This window comes from Streptomyces sp. NPDC001717 (assembly GCF_042892775.1).
Classification (GTDB): Bacteria; Actinomycetota; Actinomycetes; order Streptomycetales; family Streptomycetaceae; genus Streptomyces.
In genome coordinates this window covers 864,474-878,143 of sequence record NZ_JBIAUK010000001.1, presented here as the reverse complement: position 1 = coordinate 878,143, position 13,670 = coordinate 864,474, and the positions used below count along the sequence as shown (strand labels likewise).

The 13,670-nt window shown below is 71.8% G+C and carries 14 protein-coding genes and 1 riboswitch; of the genes, 4 read left to right on the top strand and 10 right to left on the bottom strand.

Features of this window, described 5'->3' with window-relative positions; translation table 11 throughout:
• Window positions 1-7: 7 nt before the first annotated feature.
• Window positions 8-592 (bottom strand): Uma2 family endonuclease, encoded by a 585-nt coding sequence (locus ACFYZL_RS04205; protein ID WP_388675766.1) that lies wholly within the window; start codon window positions 590-592, stop codon window positions 8-10.
• A gap of 34 nt (window positions 593-626) precedes the next feature.
• On the opposite strand from ACFYZL_RS04205, the gene ACFYZL_RS04200 reads away from it, so the two are divergent.
• The 3 genes from ACFYZL_RS04200 to ACFYZL_RS04190 all read left to right on the top strand — a co-directional run bounded on the left by ACFYZL_RS04200 (window position 627) and on the right by ACFYZL_RS04190 (window position 4,822).
• Window positions 627-1,121 (top strand): GNAT family N-acetyltransferase, encoded by a 495-nt coding sequence (locus ACFYZL_RS04200; protein WP_388675763.1) that lies wholly within the window; start codon window positions 627-629, stop codon window positions 1,119-1,121.
• Between the two features lie 76 nt (window positions 1,122-1,197).
• Window positions 1,198-1,253: riboswitch (cobalamin riboswitch) on the top strand.
• 162 nt (window positions 1,254-1,415) lie between these two features.
• The gene (locus tag ACFYZL_RS04195; protein WP_388675760.1) at window positions 1,416-3,803 is read left to right on the top strand and encodes a ribonucleoside-diphosphate reductase subunit alpha; all 2,388 of its coding nucleotides are present in this window, start codon (window positions 1,416-1,418) and stop codon (window positions 3,801-3,803) included.
• Window positions 3,803-4,822: a ribonucleotide-diphosphate reductase subunit beta gene (locus ACFYZL_RS04190; RefSeq protein WP_384751775.1), complete on the top strand. Its 1,020-nt coding sequence runs from the start codon at window positions 3,803-3,805 to the stop codon at window positions 4,820-4,822. Before ACFYZL_RS04195 ends, ACFYZL_RS04190 begins: the two co-directional genes overlap by 1 nt.
• On the opposite strand, the gene ACFYZL_RS04185 is transcribed toward ACFYZL_RS04190, so the two are convergent.
• Window positions 4,774-4,980 carry a hypothetical protein gene (locus ACFYZL_RS04185; RefSeq protein ID WP_384751778.1) on the bottom strand — a complete coding sequence of 69 codons (207 nt, stop codon included), beginning with the start codon at window positions 4,978-4,980 and terminating at the stop codon, window positions 4,774-4,776. The two genes, ACFYZL_RS04190 and ACFYZL_RS04185, sit on opposite strands and share 49 nt — an antisense overlap.
• Before the next feature lie 81 nt (window positions 4,981-5,061).
• On the opposite strand from ACFYZL_RS04185, the gene ACFYZL_RS04180 reads away from it, so the two are divergent.
• Window positions 5,062-6,033, top strand: a complete 972-nt coding sequence (locus ACFYZL_RS04180; protein ID WP_384751781.1) for a helix-turn-helix domain-containing protein — start codon at window positions 5,062-5,064, stop codon at window positions 6,031-6,033.
• Between the two features lie 93 nt (window positions 6,034-6,126).
• Here the strand turns inward: ACFYZL_RS04180 and def are convergent, their stop codons facing one another.
• From def to ACFYZL_RS04140, 8 genes are all read right to left on the bottom strand, one after another.
• Window positions 6,127-6,765: a peptide deformylase gene (gene def / locus ACFYZL_RS04175; RefSeq protein ID WP_384751784.1), complete on the bottom strand. Its 639-nt coding sequence runs from the start codon at window positions 6,763-6,765 to the stop codon at window positions 6,127-6,129.
• A 57-nt stretch (window positions 6,766-6,822) separates the two neighbouring features.
• The gene (locus tag ACFYZL_RS04170; protein WP_384751786.1) at window positions 6,823-7,830 is read right to left on the bottom strand and encodes a tetratricopeptide repeat protein; all 1,008 of its coding nucleotides are present in this window, start codon (window positions 7,828-7,830) and stop codon (window positions 6,823-6,825) included.
• A 131-nt stretch (window positions 7,831-7,961) separates the two neighbouring features.
• Window positions 7,962-9,245, bottom strand: coding sequence for an HD-GYP domain-containing protein (locus tag ACFYZL_RS04165; protein WP_388675754.1), 1,284 nt, complete (start codon window positions 9,243-9,245; stop codon window positions 7,962-7,964).
• On the bottom strand, window positions 9,242-10,726 hold the full coding sequence (locus ACFYZL_RS04160) for an HD-GYP domain-containing protein (protein ID WP_388675751.1): 1,485 nt from the start codon (window positions 10,724-10,726) through the stop codon (window positions 9,242-9,244). Before ACFYZL_RS04160 ends, ACFYZL_RS04165 begins: the two co-directional genes overlap by 4 nt.
• Before the next feature lie 191 nt (window positions 10,727-10,917).
• Window positions 10,918-11,223, bottom strand: coding sequence for a mycothiol system anti-sigma-R factor (rsrA, locus tag ACFYZL_RS04155; RefSeq protein WP_376659124.1), 306 nt, complete (start codon window positions 11,221-11,223; stop codon window positions 10,918-10,920).
• Window positions 11,220-11,864 (bottom strand): sigma-70 family RNA polymerase sigma factor, encoded by a 645-nt coding sequence (locus ACFYZL_RS04150; protein ID WP_030709911.1) that lies wholly within the window; start codon window positions 11,862-11,864, stop codon window positions 11,220-11,222. Before ACFYZL_RS04150 ends, rsrA begins: the two co-directional genes overlap by 4 nt.
• Before the next feature lie 267 nt (window positions 11,865-12,131).
• Window positions 12,132-12,770 (bottom strand): alpha/beta family hydrolase, encoded by a 639-nt coding sequence (locus ACFYZL_RS04145; RefSeq protein ID WP_384751795.1) that lies wholly within the window; start codon window positions 12,768-12,770, stop codon window positions 12,132-12,134.
• A gap of 31 nt (window positions 12,771-12,801) precedes the next feature.
• Complete coding sequence (locus tag ACFYZL_RS04140) at window positions 12,802-13,620, bottom strand: SOS response-associated peptidase (RefSeq protein ID WP_384751798.1); 819 nt, start codon at window positions 13,618-13,620, stop codon at window positions 12,802-12,804.
• Window positions 13,621-13,670: the final 50 nt, after the last annotated feature.

Here is a 13,670-nt window from a genome sequence, read left to right as displayed (position 1 = left end):
CCGTTCGTCAGCGCACCCAGTCCTTGAGGGGCTCGGTCCGGAGGGTGATCCCGACGGGGTCGGGGAGCGGGACGTCCTTGCCGAAAGGCACGGTCCGGGCACACTCGTAGCGGCGGCCGTTGGGCTCGCTGTAGACCGAGACCTCGCACGTGTTCCGGTCGACCAAGAGGTAGATCGGGATGCCGGTTTCCGCGTAGACGCGGGGCTTGTCGACCCGGCTGCGCCGGTCGGTCTCGCAGTCGTACGAGGTCACCTCGGCGACCATGAGCACCGGCTCGGGCTCACCCCATTCGCCCTCTCCCGCGAACGCGCCGCTCGGCGCCAACACTCCATCGGCCGTTGCACGGCACGCGAGGTCTGCCTGCACCCGCAGTCCCTTCCAGGCATGCAGAAAGAGCTCCGGTCTCGACTCGAGGAAGCCGCGCGTCAGCCACTGGACCACGCGCCCGCGACTCCCGTCATGCCGAGCCTTGACGCTCAGTCGCCCGTCGATGAACTCAAGTCGTAGCCCCTCCGCCTCGCGGGCGGCGATGCGTGCCACCGCCTCGAACTCTTCGGGGAGCATGTGGGGACGCTTTCCCGGGGCGCTCATGCCCACGAGCGTAGTACCCGGCACACTCGTCCACATGGACATCGTCATCAGGGCGGCCCGACCCGCCGAATACGAAGAACTCGGCGAGATCACCGCGCAGGCCTACCTGGGCGACGGGCTCCTCGGCTCCGGCGAGGCCTTCTACGCGGGCGTGCTGCGCGATGTCTCAGGGCGCGCCTCCCACGGCGAGGTGCTCGTCGCCGTCGACGAGGGCGCCGTGCTCGGCGGGGTGACCTTCGCCCCGCCCGGGAGCCCGCTCGCCGACATCGCCGGGCCCGGCGAGGCCGAGTTCCGGATGCTGGCCGTCGCCCGCGAGGCGCGCGGCCGCGGCGCCGGCGAGGCCCTGGTCCGCGCCTGCACGGCCCGGGCCCGGGAGCTGGACGGCGTCACGCACCTGGTGCTCTCGACCCAGCGCGGGATGAAGGGCGCCCAACGGATCTACGAACGCCTCGGGTTCGTCCGCACCCCGGAGCGGGACTGGGCGCCCGTTCCGGGGCTGACGCTGCTCACCTACCGTCTGGAGCTGTAGCCGCGCCGACACAACATGTGGTGGGTCGCGCAGGACGCGGCCCCCACATGTATGCTCATCCTCGCTGTCGCCGCAGGGGAATCCGGTGCGAATCCGGAACTGTCCCGCAACGGTATGAAAAGTCCGAGGACCTGCCGACGGTGCATCCGGGTCGACCGAACCGGGTGCCGATTCGTCCGGGCCTCGCGGTTGGGCCGGTGGACGCCGTGCGGTGTTACGCGTACTGCCACGCCCGCACGTGCTCCCCCGCGTCCGCCCGCCGTCGACCGGGCCGAGCGAGGGAGAGCTCCCGCCGTGACCATCGCGCCTTCCGCACCGCGCGCCGAGTCCGTTTCTGGCGACAACACCGAGGGCCCGGGGGCCGCGCTGCTGCGTACCCTCACCGAACTGACGGCGGACCTCCCCGACACCGACCCCGGCCGGGTGGCCGCCGCCGCACTCCGCGGCCGCAGCTCCGCCGCCGACGAGGCCGAGCTGCGCGGCCTGGCCACCGAGGCCGCCGCCGGCCTGATCTCCGAGGACCCCGCGTACTCGAAGCTCGCCGCCCGGCTGCTGACGCTGGCCGTCCGCGAGGAGGCCGCCGGCCAGGGCTCCACCTCCTTCTCCGGCTCCGTCGAGGTCGGCCACCGCGAGGGCCTCATCGCCGACCGCACCGCCGAGTTCGTGCGCGCCCACGCGGCCCGGCTCGACGCGCTGGTCGAGTTCTCCCTCGCCGAGGGCGCGGACGACCGCTTCGGTTTCTTCGGCCTGCGCACCCTGCACAGCCGCTACCTGCTGCGCCACCCCATCACCCGCCAGGTGATCGAGACCCCGCAGTACTTCATGCTCCGCGTCGCCTGCGGTCTCGCCGCGGACGAGTCGGTCCAGGCCGTGGAGGAAGTGGCCTCCCTCTACCGGCTGATGAGCCGCCTGGACTACCTTCCGTCCTCCCCGACGCTCTTCAACTCCGGCACCCGGCACCCGCAGATGTCCTCCTGCTACCTGCTGGACTCGCCGCTGGACGAGCTCGACTCGATCTACGACCGCTACCACCAGGTCGCCCGGCTCTCCAAGCACGCCGGCGGCATCGGCCTCTCGTACTCCCGCATCCGCGCCCGCGGTTCCCTGATCCGCGGCACCAACGGCCACTCCAACGGCATCGTGCCGTTCCTGAAGACGCTCGACGCCTCCGTCGCCGCCGTGAACCAGGGCGGCCGCCGCAAGGGCGCCGCCGCCGTCTACCTGGAGACCTGGCACGCGGACATCGAGGAGTTCCTGGAGCTCCGCGACAACACCGGTGAGGACCAGCGCCGCACCCACAACCTGAACCTCGCCCACTGGGTGCCGGACGAGTTCATGCGCCGCGTGAACGCCGACGCCGACTGGTCGCTGTTCTCCCCGGCCGACGTCCCCGAGCTGGTCGACCTGTGGGGCGACGCGTTCGACGCCGCCTACCGCAAGGCCGAGGAGTCGGGCCTGGCCCGCAAGACCATGCCCGCCCGCGACCTGTACGGCCGGATGATGCGCACCCTCGCGCAGACCGGTCAGGGCTGGATGACCTTCAAGGACGCCTCCAACCGCACGGCGAACCAGACCGCCGAGCCGGGTACGGTCGTGCACTCCTCCAACCTCTGCACGGAGATCATCGAGGTCACCAACGACGGCGAGACCGCCGTCTGCAACCTCGGCTCGGTCAACCTGGGCGCCTTCGTCCTCGCCGAGACGGGTGAGATCGACTGGGAGCGGATCGACGAGACCGTCCGCACCGCCGTCACCTTCCTCGACCGCGTGGTGGACATCAACTTCTACCCGACCGAGCAGGCGGGCCGCTCCAACGCCCGCTGGCGTCCGGTCGGCCTGGGCGCCATGGGCCTCCAGGACGTCTTCTTCAAGCTGAAGCTGCCCTTCGACTCCGCCGAGGCGAAGGCCCTGTCCACCAAGCTCTCCGAGCGCATCATGCTCGCCGCGTACGAGGCCTCCTGCGACCTCGCCGAGCGCAGCGGCCCGCTGCCGGCCTGGGAGCAGACCCGCACCGCGCGCGGCGTCCTGCACCCGGACCACTACGACACCGAGCTGAACTGGCCGGAGCGCTGGGAGGCGCTGCGCGCCCGCGTCGCCGAGACCGGCATGCGCAACTCGCTGCTCCTCGCCATCGCCCCGACGGCGACGATCGCCTCGATCGCCGGCGTGTACGAGTGCATCGAGCCGCAGGTCTCCAACCTCTTCAAGCGCGAGACCCTGTCGGGCGAGTTCCTCCAGGTCAACGGCTACCTGGTGGAGGAGCTGAAGCAGCTCGGCGTGTGGGACGCCCAGACCCGCGAGGCGCTGCGCGACTCCTCCGGCTCGGTCCAGGGCTTCGGCTGGATCCCGGCGGAGGTCCGCGAGCTGTACCGCACGGCGTGGGAGATCCCGCAGCGCGGCCTGATCGACATGGCGGCGGCCCGTACGCCGTTCCTCGACCAGTCCCAGTCGCTGAACCTGTTCCTGGAGACGCCCACCATCGGCAAGCTCAGCTCGATGTACGCGTACGCCTGGAAGCAGGGCCTGAAGACCACGTACTACCTGCGCTCGCGCCCGGCGACGAAGATCGCCCGCGCCGCGCAGGCCGCCACCGCCGCTCCGGTGGCGCTCCCGCAGGCCGTCGACGCCGATGCGCTGGCCTGCTCCCTTGAGAACCCCGAGTCCTGCGAGGCCTGCCAGTAATGAGCACCACCCAGTCCGACAAGAACCTCCTGGACCCGGGCTTCGAGCTCACGCTCCGCCCGATGCGCTACCCCGACTTCTACGAGCGCTACCGGGACGCCATCAAGAACACCTGGACCGTCGAGGAGGTCGACCTCCACTCGGACGTCGCCGACCTCGCGAAGCTGACCCCGGCCGAGCAGCACATGATCGGCCGTCTGGTCGCGTTCTTCGCGACGGGCGACTCGATCGTCTCGAACAACCTGGTGCTCACGCTCTACAAGCACATCAACTCCCCGGAGGCGCGCCTGTACCTGTCGCGCCAGCTGTTCGAGGAGGCCGTGCACGTCCAGTTCTACCTGACGCTGCTCGACACCTACCTGCCGGACCCGGACGACCGCGCGGCGGCCTTCGACGCGGTCGAGGAGATCCCCTCCATCCGCGAGAAGGCTCAGTTCTGCTTCAAGTGGATGGACTCGGTCGAGAAGATCGAGCGGCTGGAGAACGCCGCCGACCGCCGCCGCTTCCTGCTGAACCTGATCTGCTTCGCGGCGTGCATCGAGGGCCTGTTCTTCTACGGCGCCTTCGCGTACGTGTACTGGTTCCGCTCCCGCGGTCTGCTGCACGGCCTGGCCACCGGCACCAACTGGGTGTTCCGTGACGAGAGCTGCCACATGGACTTCGCCTTCGCGGTCATCGACACCGTCCGCAAGGAGGAGCCGGAGCTCTTCGACGAGGAACTCCAGCAGCAGGTCACCGACATGCTGAAGGAGGCCGTCGAGGCGGAGCTCCAGTTCGGCCGCGACCTGTGCGGCGACGGCCTGCCGGGCATGAACACCGAGTCGATGCGCGAGTACCTGGAGTGCGTCGCCGACCAGCGCCTGGTCCGTCTCGGCTTCCCGCCGGTGTACGGCTCGCAGAACCCGTTCTCCTTCATGGAGCTGCAGGGCGTCCAGGAGCTGACGAACTTCTTCGAGCGCCGCCCGTCGGCCTACCAGGTCGCGGTCGAGGGGACCGTCGACCTGGACGAGGACTTCTGAGCCCTCGGGGCCTTCCCCGCCTTCGCCTCCGATCGGCCGGCGGCTGCTTCGCGCAGCTGCCGGTCGATCCTGCGTTCCCGGGCCGTTCCGTACAGGGCGGGGCCGGTGAGGAGTGCGGCGACGGCGAGGACGACGAGGTAGTTCAAGATCGTGGTCATGGCTCCACTCTCGCGAGAGCGGCGAAAACCGGACAGTGGCAGGACTGTCATGAAAGAGCGAATTACTGCCACACTGGAGCCATGCCTCTGAACAACGTCGCCGTGGCCGTGGTGAATCGGGTCGCCCCCTTCGAACTGGGCATCTTCTGCGAGGTCTTCGGGATCGACCGCAGCGAAATGGGCCTGCCGGTGTACGACTTCGCGGTCTGCGCGGTCGAGGACAATCCGCTGGCCGTCGGCGACGGCCACTTCGGCATCACGCTCCCCCACGGGCCCGAGCGGCTGGAGGAGGCGGACCTGATCTGCCTGCCCGCCGACCGGGAGGCACCCACGCGCGAGTATCCCGAGGCTCTGCTGACGGCCCTCGACCGGGCCGTGGAGCGGGGTGCGCGACTGCTGAGCGTGTGCAGCGGCGCCTTCATGCTGGGAGCGGCCGGGCTGCTCGACGGGCGGCGCTGCACCACGCACTGGATGCACGCGCCCGCCCTGATGCGCCGCTTCCCGCGCGCCCTGGTCGACCCCGACGTGCTGTACGTGGACGAGGGCCAGATCATCACCGCGGCCGGCACCGCCTCCGGGATCGACGCGTGCCTGCACGTCGTACGGCAGGAGCAGGGCGCCGAGGTGGCCAACACCATCGCGCGGCGGATGGTCGTGCCGCCGCACCGGGACGGCGGTCAGGCCCAGTTCATCCAGCGACCGCTGCCGCGCACGGCCTGCGACACGGTGGGCGAGGTCATCGCGTGGATGGCCCGCCACCTGGAGGAGGAGATCACCGTCGAGCAGCTGGCCGAGCGCGCCCACATGTCACCGCGCACCTTCGCCCGCCGCTTCCTCCAGGAGACCGGCACCACGCCCTACCAGTGGGTGCTGCGGCAGCGGGTGCTGCTCGCCCAGGAACTGCTGGAGACCACCGACGAGACGGTCGACGCGATCGCCGGCCGCTGCGGCTTCGGCAACGCGGCCGCCCTGCGCCACCACTTCCTGCGGACGCTGGGCACCACGCCGAACTCCTTCAGGCGCGCCTTCCGCGGCCCCCGGGCCGTCGCCTGACCCGGACGCACCCGACCGGATAGCGGCGGGCCCCCGCACGACCACCGCGGCCCCGACCGACGAGGCGGGCCGGAGCGCGGCGAGCGGTCGCCGTCAGTCGTTCGGAACGGTCTCGTAGCGCGGGGTGCCCTCCGCCATCTGCCGCAGGGCGTCCTTGCGGTCCCGCTTCGAGAGCCGGTCGATGTACAGGTACCCGTACAGGTGGTCGGTCTCGTGCTGGAGGCAGCGCGCGAAGTAGCCGGTGCCGCGCACCTTGATCGGGTTGCCCTGGGCGTCCTGACCGGTGACCTCGGCGTAGTCCGGGCGGGCCAGCGAGGCGTAGGCGGTCGGGACCGACAGGCAACCCTCGTTGGAGTCGTCCAGGACCCGGCCGGCCGCCGGCAGCTCCACCAGCTTGGGGTTGACCACGACACCGGTGTGACGCACGCCGTCGTCGTCGGGGCAGTCGTAGACGAAGACCTTGGCGTCCACGCCGATCTGGTTCGCGGCCAGGCCCACGCCCTCGGCGGCCTTCTGGCTGGCGAACATGTCGTCGATCAGCTGCGCCAGTTCGTCGCCGAACTCGGTGACGTCCTTGGTCTCGCGGTGCAGGACCGGGTTGCCGACCACCGTGATGGGGCGGGCCGTACCGCGCTCGCGGTGGGCCAGCTCGCGCTCCGCACAGTCCTCGGTGTCCACGACGTACCCGTCGTTCACGAGCTCGCCAACAACCTCGTTCTCCTGCTGCGCCATGTCCGCCGTACGCCTTCCGTAAGTCACCGATGTGCCCGTACAGCCTACGGCCCCTGCTCAGCAGACTTCTTCGAGATCCCGCCACTCCCGGGTGTCCGGGCTGTCCGCGACCCAGCCGTCGAGCAGACCGCGCACCAGACCGGGCGGGGCGGCGATGCCGCATTCGCGCTCGGGCACCCACAGCGAACCCGAACCGGCCGTACGGTGCCCCAGCGGGCCGGGGTGCCCCGGCTCGCTGTGGTCGTGCGGATCCAGGTGCTCGCCGTCGCCCTCGTCGCTCGGCATCTCGCTCTCCGAGCAGGTCCGGCACAGCAGCCGCACCGACGAGGACCAGTCCTCGGCGGCGAAGCCGGCGTCCGCGGCGAGCTGCTCCAGCGCGTCCCGGTCGGTCTCGCTCGCCGCTTCCAGGAGCACCACCCAGGTGGGCACGGGCGACGGCGCCCACAGCTCGATCTCGTCGAAGACGGGGTAGGAGGGGCCTGCCGCGGTGATCCGCTCGCCGTGCGGGACCCCGTCGTGCAGCACGACCTCGCCCCAGCGCCGACCCGAGGAGGGCAGCGGGATGGAGAGGACCTCCAGCCGGGCCGGGTCCAGCCTGCGGCCCCAGACCACCTCGGCCTCGCCCTCGGGCGAGAGGCGGACCGCGGCGCTGCCGAGTTCCATGCCGACCGGCTCGCCGCCGTGCTTGCCGTTGCCCGCGCCGGCGTGGGCGTCGCCGGGCACCTTCAGCCCGTACGCCTGCCAGGCCCGCCGGGCCAGCGGCCAGTCCTGGAGCGCGGTGGCGGCGATCCCGACGTTCCACCAGTCCGGGGCACCGGTCTCGCGGTCCAGCAGGGCCACGGCGCGCAGTCCGGCGGCCCGGGCCTGCTCCCAGTCGTGCCGGAACTTGTGGAGCAGCGCCAGGTTGAACCAGGACTCGGACAGCCAGGGTTCCAGGTCCGCCGCCCTGGTCAGGAGCGCACCCGCGTCCTCGTACCGACCGTCGCCGATCAGCGTGAACGCGCGGTCGGTGGCCTGCCGCCACGAGGCGGAGGGCCTATGCCGTACCTTCCCGAAGATCCTCACGATTCCCGCCTGCCTGGGGGCACCTCCCAGCGGTGGCTGGGGGACTCTGGTGCAGCCTCGCCGACACTCTCACGGTCGCTCCTACTGGCATCCAACCATGCCCACTCGGACGGCCGCTCATTACCCATGGGTTACCCCGGTGGTACAGGAACAACTCTGTCACGTCCACCCCTGGCCAGAACCCTCGCCAGGCACTCCACGACCTCCGGTTGGTAGTCCCGCCCGGTACCCAGCCGCAACTGCTCCAGCGCGGCCAGTGAGCCGCCCGGGTGACGGCTCCCTCCCGCGGCGCCGGTGAGGTCCTCGTACGCGTTCACCGCGCGCACGATCCGTGCGGCCACGGGCTGCTCCCGGTACGGGTCGGCCTGCCGCTCCACCACCACGGCGACCTCGGCGGGCACCCCGGTCTGGCGGGCCACCTCCCCGCCCAGCTCGGCGATCCGGCGGGCCTCGGCGGCGGGCAGCTCGGCCGTGGCCCCGGCGGGGACCGGGTCGACGAGGGAGAGCTGTCCGATGTCGTGCATGAGCGCGGCGTACTCCAGCACCGTGAGCTCCCGCTCCGACAGGCCCAGCTCCCGGCCGACGGCGCAGCTCAGGGCCGCGACCCGGCGGGAGTGGCCGGGCCGGGTGTAGCCGGCGATCTCGGTGGCACGGGCCAGGGAGGTGATGGTCTGGCGGTAGGTGGTGCGGATCGCGGTGATCCGGTGGAAGGACAGCTGGGTGAGCAGCAGCGGCACGCTGAAGACGGGGATGGCCCACAGTCCCGCGACGGCCACGCCCAGCGCCATCACGACGCCGGTGGCGCAGATCGCCGCGCCGATGCCCAGCTGGGCCCTCAGCTCGTCGCGCAGCAGGGGCCCGTACGGCCAGCCGGTCCGGGCCCCCGCGAGCGCCGCGGCGAGCACGGCGTCGCACAGGGCGGTGAGGCCGAGCAGGCAGAGCAGGAAGACGACGAGGTACGGGCCCTGGCCGCCCCACTCCCCCAGTCGGCCCGAGTTGTAGAGAGGCTGGAAACAGACGGCGGCGAAGGCCACGGTGAGGACCCGCCGGGAAAGGTGGTCGAGGGCGGGACCCCGGCCTCGGGCGACGTGCGGGACGATCCCGGCGAGCGTGGCCGCGACGACGACGGCGACCGCCTGGAGCACCCCGTGGTGGGTGGGCTGCCCGGCGTTCTGGCCGAGCAGGGCGTAGGCGAGGGCCCCGGCGGAGGCGAGGGGTGCGGGCCGGCGGCCCGTGTCCTCGCCTTGGCGGTCGGCCCACTGGTCCCTGCGGGCGAGCTCGCCGACGGTGATCAGGATGCCGAAGGCGAGGGCGGTGCCCGGCTCGTGGACCCCGTTCCACAGGGTGTGTCCGAGCGCGACGGCGGTGAGCAGCCCGGCGGCGCCCCGCACGGCCCACACGGCTCCCGCCCTCACCGGCTCCCCCTGGCCCGCACGCCGTCCGGGTCGGGCTGCGGTGCCGTGCCCTGCGCCGGGAGGTCGGTCGGCGAGCCGGGGTCAGGGGTCGCCCCCGCGGCGGGAGCACCGCCCGGAGTGCCGCCGGGAGTGCCCCCGGGGATCACCTGGAGGTCGTCGTCGGAGGTGACCACCGGGTTCCATCCGTCGCGGCCGATCGCCTCGGCGAGGGCGCGCACCATCGCCGCGTCGAACTGGGCGCCCGCGCACCGCTCCAGCTCGGCGAGGGCGGTCGCCACCGGCCGGGCCCGGCTGTAGGAGCGGGTGGAGGTCATCGCGTCGAAGGCGTCGGCCACCGCCACCACCCGGGCCAGTACCGGGATCTGCTCGCCGGTCAGCCCGTACGGGTAGCCGGAGCCGTCGACCCGTTCGTGGTGGTGCAGGATCGCCGCCCTGGCCTCGCCGAGGAAGCCGATGCCGCGCACCATCTCGTGTCCGTACTCGGGGTGCAGTTCGATGATCCGGCGCTCCTCCGGCGTGAGCGGCCCGTCCTTGCGCAGCAGCCGGGTGGGGACGCCGAGCTTGCCGACGTCGTGCAGGATGCCGGCGATGCGGACGACTTCGAGGCGGTCCTCGGCCATGCCCAGCTCGCGGGCGATCATCGCCGAGGCCTGGCCGACCCGCTCGCTGTGGCCGCGGGTGTAGCGGTCCTTGATGTCGACGGCCTGGACGAGGGCGCGGATGGTGGCCCGGTGGGCGGCTCGCTCGCGGTGGTACTGGGCGAAGACCCAGCAGGAGATGTACATCGGCAGCAGCACGAGCAGCGCGGCCGGGAGCCCGTAGGGGCTGCGCCACATGACGGCCATCATCAGTCCGGCGAGGCCGTGGACGCAGTGCGGGGCGAGGGACCGGGTGAGCAGGCCGCGCCAGGCCGTGGCGGCCGGGCGGCGTTCCGCGGCGGCCAGGACGGCCCCGTCGAGGGCGGTGAGCACCAGGCAGAAGGCGGCGGCCGCGACCGCCGCGGGGAGCAGCACGTACGGGAAGTCGGCCACCCACACGGGCGGGCCGGAGCCCGCGGCCACCGGGTCCGTCCGCGCCGGCCCGCCCAGGGCGGCGGGGCCGCGCAGCAGTCCGTACGCCTGCCCGGCGGTCCAGGCGGCCATCGAGTGCTGTGCCCCGTGCCAGACGCGCCGCACCCAGGCGGGTCGTTGGACCACGGCGCCCGCGAGTCCGCCGGGCAGCGCCACGAGCGCGGCGGCGGCGGGCGGGAGCAGGAAGACGGCGGCGAGCAGCACCGGGAAGAAGGCGCCGATGCCCTCGGGGACGCGGCTGCCGAGCAGCGGGCAGACCCTGACGAGTTCGCAGCCGAGGTAGAGGACGGCGAGCGTGGCCACGGCGGGCCAGGGCGTGGCGGAATCCGTGAAGGCGGGCGCGAAGCACGCGGCGGCCCCGAGGACGGCGCACAGGATGTAAACGCGCGCCGCCGGCGGAAGTACCCGCATGGCGCTCTCCTCCCCTGTGCAGTGCACGCCCGGTACCAAATCAAACCAGTACCGATGGGGGAGAATAAGTGGGGCCCCTCGCGAAGTGGGCCACATTTTCGGATTGCGCCGAGCGGGCGCCCCCGGATTAACACCTTCGGGTGAACGAAGTGCCCTTCCGGGGGCGGGTGTTCAAACGGCCGGCGACCCGGTCAGCCCGTGACCGGATTCTCCGCCGTGACGTCGTGTTCGGGTACGGCCTGCCCCGATCTGATCAACTCGATCCGGCCCATCACCTTCGACCGCAGGTCGGTCGGCACGTCGTCCGACCCGCAGCAGCGCTTGACCAGCTTCTTCACGGCCTGCTCGAGGCCGTACTTCTCCAGACAGGGATTGCACTCGCCGAAGTGTGTCTCGAACTTCGTGCAGTCACTGTCGGGCATCTCGTGGTCGAGGAACTCATAAAGGTGGTCAAGCACCTCAGAGCAGTCCGTCTCGTGCGGCTCTCCGCAGCTCATGAGCCCGAGCCTTTCCGGTCGTTCGACTCTCCCGCGCCGGCGGGTACCAGCCCGCGCTCACGGGCATAGTCCTCCAGCATTCCGCGGAGTTGACGGCGGCCACGGTGCAGTCGCGACATGACCGTACCGATGGGTGTACCCATGATGTCGGCGATCTCCTTGTACGCAAAGCCCTCTACGTCTGCAAGATAGACCGCGATGCGGAACTCCTCCGGAATGGCCTGGAGCGCTTCCTTCACATCCGAATCGGGCAGGTGGTCGAGTGCCTGCGATTCGGCGGACCGCAAGCCCGTCGACATGTGCGACTCGGCGCGCGCCAGCTGCCAGTCCTCGATCTCCTCCGCGGCGCTGCGCTGGGGCTCGCGCTGCTTCTTGCGGTAGGAGTTGATGAACGTGTTGGTCAGAATGCGGTAGAGCCACGCCTTCAGGTTGGTGCCCTCGCGGAACTGGTGGAAGGACGCGTATGCCTTCGCGTACGTCTCCTGGACCAGGTCCTCGGCGTCGGCCGGATTGCGCGTCATGCGCAGCGCGGCCGAGTACATCTGGTCGAGGTAGCCGAGGGCGTCCCGTTCGAAGCGCGCGTTGCGCTCCGGGGTCGTCTCCTCCGCGTGGCCTTCGTCGGTCCCAGCGACAGGACCCACCTCCTCCGACAGCGTGGCGGCTCCGAAAGCGGATCCGCTCGAATCGGAGAATAGTCGACCTTCCCGGCCCTCCGCCGCCCGAAGCTCACTGCGCTTGGGCCCCGGCAGAACCGTCCAGTCCAGGTCAACGGCATGCGTCCGGCTCTGGCTGATGACCTGGGTCATGCGCTCCCTCTCCTCCGACGATTTCCCGTACGTACCGACATCCGGCACAACAGAAGGGCGGGGCGGCGCATTCCCGGCTGCGGAGCGGGTTTCGGCCGGATTTCACACGGGCAGCGCCGGAAGCCATTCCGCGACCGCCCCGGTGATCATCCCGAGGGCCGCTTCCTGGGTGAGGTCGCCCTTCTTCAGGACGGCGAAGCCGTGGTCCGCGCCGGGGACCTCCACCAGGGCGTGCTCGCCGGCCGGGAACTCCTCCGGCCGCCCGAAGGGGTCCCGGCCGCCCTGGACCACGAGGGTGGGCCGCCCGGCCCCGGTGAGCTCCTCCGCGCGGGACTTCTCGGGGCGGCCCGGCGGGTGCAGCGGGAAGGCCAGCGCCAGCACCCCGGCCGCGCCCAGTTCGGCGGCGGTGCGGCAGGCCACCCGGGCCCCGGCGCTGCGGCCGCCCGCGACCACCGGCAGCCCGGGCGCCGCGAGGACCGGCCAGAGCCCGCGCCAGCCCTCGTCCAGGACCTTGGGCGCGGCGGCGACCTTCTTCCCGGCGACCCGCCAGGGCTGTTCCACGAGGGCCACGGTGACGCCGAGGGCGGGCAGGGCGGCGGCGAGCGCCTGGAGGTCACGGGCCTCGATGCCGCCGCCTGCGCCGTGGCTCACGGCGAGCACGAGCTTCGCCTCGGGGGCGGCGTGCCAGGTGATACGGGCCTCGCCCGCGGGGGTCTCCACGTTCTCGGTACGGGTGCTCATGGCTCCCATCCTGCCCGCACGCCGGCCCTGGTCAGAAGAGCGTGCCCTCCTCCGGCGCGGCCAGCTCCGCCAGCAGCTCCGGCCCGTTGTTCCGTACGTTGCTCGCCGCCGTGGAGACCGGGTAGGCCCGCATCAGCCCGCCCGGCGGGGCCGCGAGGAGCTGCTGCAGCGAGCCCTCGGTGTCGGTGTTCGCCGGGTCGAGCCAGGCGTCCCAGCGGTCCGGGGTGAGCATGAGCGGCATCCGCGGGTGGATCTCGGAGAGCGAGCGCGGCCCTTCGGCGGGCGCCACCCCCAGCGGCGTGGTCTCGGCCTCGGTGGTGATCACCGAGCAGGTGGCCCACCAGGCGAGGGGGTGCTGATCGGGCAGCGTCCGGTCGCGCCAGAACTCGTAGATCCCGGCCATGGCGAAGACGGAGCCGTCGGCGGGGAGGACGAAGTAGGGCTGCTTGCGGGCCCGCTTCTTCTTCCCCTCCACCTCCAACTGCCGTTCGTCGTGGGCGGTGACCCACTCGTAGTACCCGTCGGCCGGGATGATGCAGCGGCGCTGGGCGAAGGGGCGGCGGAAGGAGGGCTTCTCCGCGAGGGTCTCGGAGCGGGCGTTGATCATCCGGGCGGCGCCGTCGGGGTTCTGGGCCCAGGAGGGGACCAGGCCCCACTTCAGGACGCGCAGCTGGCGAACCGGACCGCGCTCGGGTGCGTCCTTCAGAGGACGGTCGAGGACGACGTGGACCTCTTTCGTCGGTGCCACGTTCCAGTCGGGGGCCAGGGTCTCGGCCGGCTCCCACCGCTCGATGCCGAACGCCTCCACCAGTTCCTCGGGCGCCCGCCCGGCTGCATACCTTCCGCACATGGCTGCCACACTGCCATGTCGCTCGAACAAGACCACGAGGAGTCCGCCAC

Bases quoted from the DNA above. Each gene is read 5' to 3' on its own strand.
- rsrA (WP_376659124.1), bottom strand. From the start codon at position 11,223: ATGAGCTGCGGAGAGCCGCACGAGACGGACTGCTCTGAGGTGCTTGAC.
- ACFYZL_RS04190 (WP_384751775.1), top strand. From the start codon at position 3,803: ATGAGCACCACCCAGTCCGACAAGAACCTCCTGGACCCGGGCTTCGAG.
- ACFYZL_RS04145 (WP_384751795.1), bottom strand. From the start codon at position 12,770: ATGAGCACCCGTACCGAGAACGTGGAGACCCCCGCGGGCGAGGCCCGT.
- ACFYZL_RS04160 (WP_388675751.1), bottom strand. From the start codon at position 10,726: ATGCGGGTACTTCCGCCGGCGGCGCGCGTTTACATCCTGTGCGCCGTC.
- ACFYZL_RS04205 (WP_388675766.1), bottom strand. From the start codon at position 592: ATGAGCGCCCCGGGAAAGCGTCCCCACATGCTCCCCGAAGAGTTCGAG.
- ACFYZL_RS04185 (WP_384751778.1), bottom strand. From the start codon at position 4,980: ATGACCACGATCTTGAACTACCTCGTCGTCCTCGCCGTCGCCGCACTC.
- ACFYZL_RS04200 (WP_388675763.1), top strand. From the start codon at position 627: ATGGACATCGTCATCAGGGCGGCCCGACCCGCCGAATACGAAGAACTC.
- ACFYZL_RS04140 (WP_384751798.1), bottom strand. From the start codon at position 13,620: ATGTGCGGAAGGTATGCAGCCGGGCGGGCGCCCGAGGAACTGGTGGAG.
- ACFYZL_RS04180 (WP_384751781.1), top strand. From the start codon at position 5,062: ATGCCTCTGAACAACGTCGCCGTGGCCGTGGTGAATCGGGTCGCCCCC.
- def (WP_384751784.1), bottom strand. From the start codon at position 6,765: ATGGCGCAGCAGGAGAACGAGGTTGTTGGCGAGCTCGTGAACGACGGG.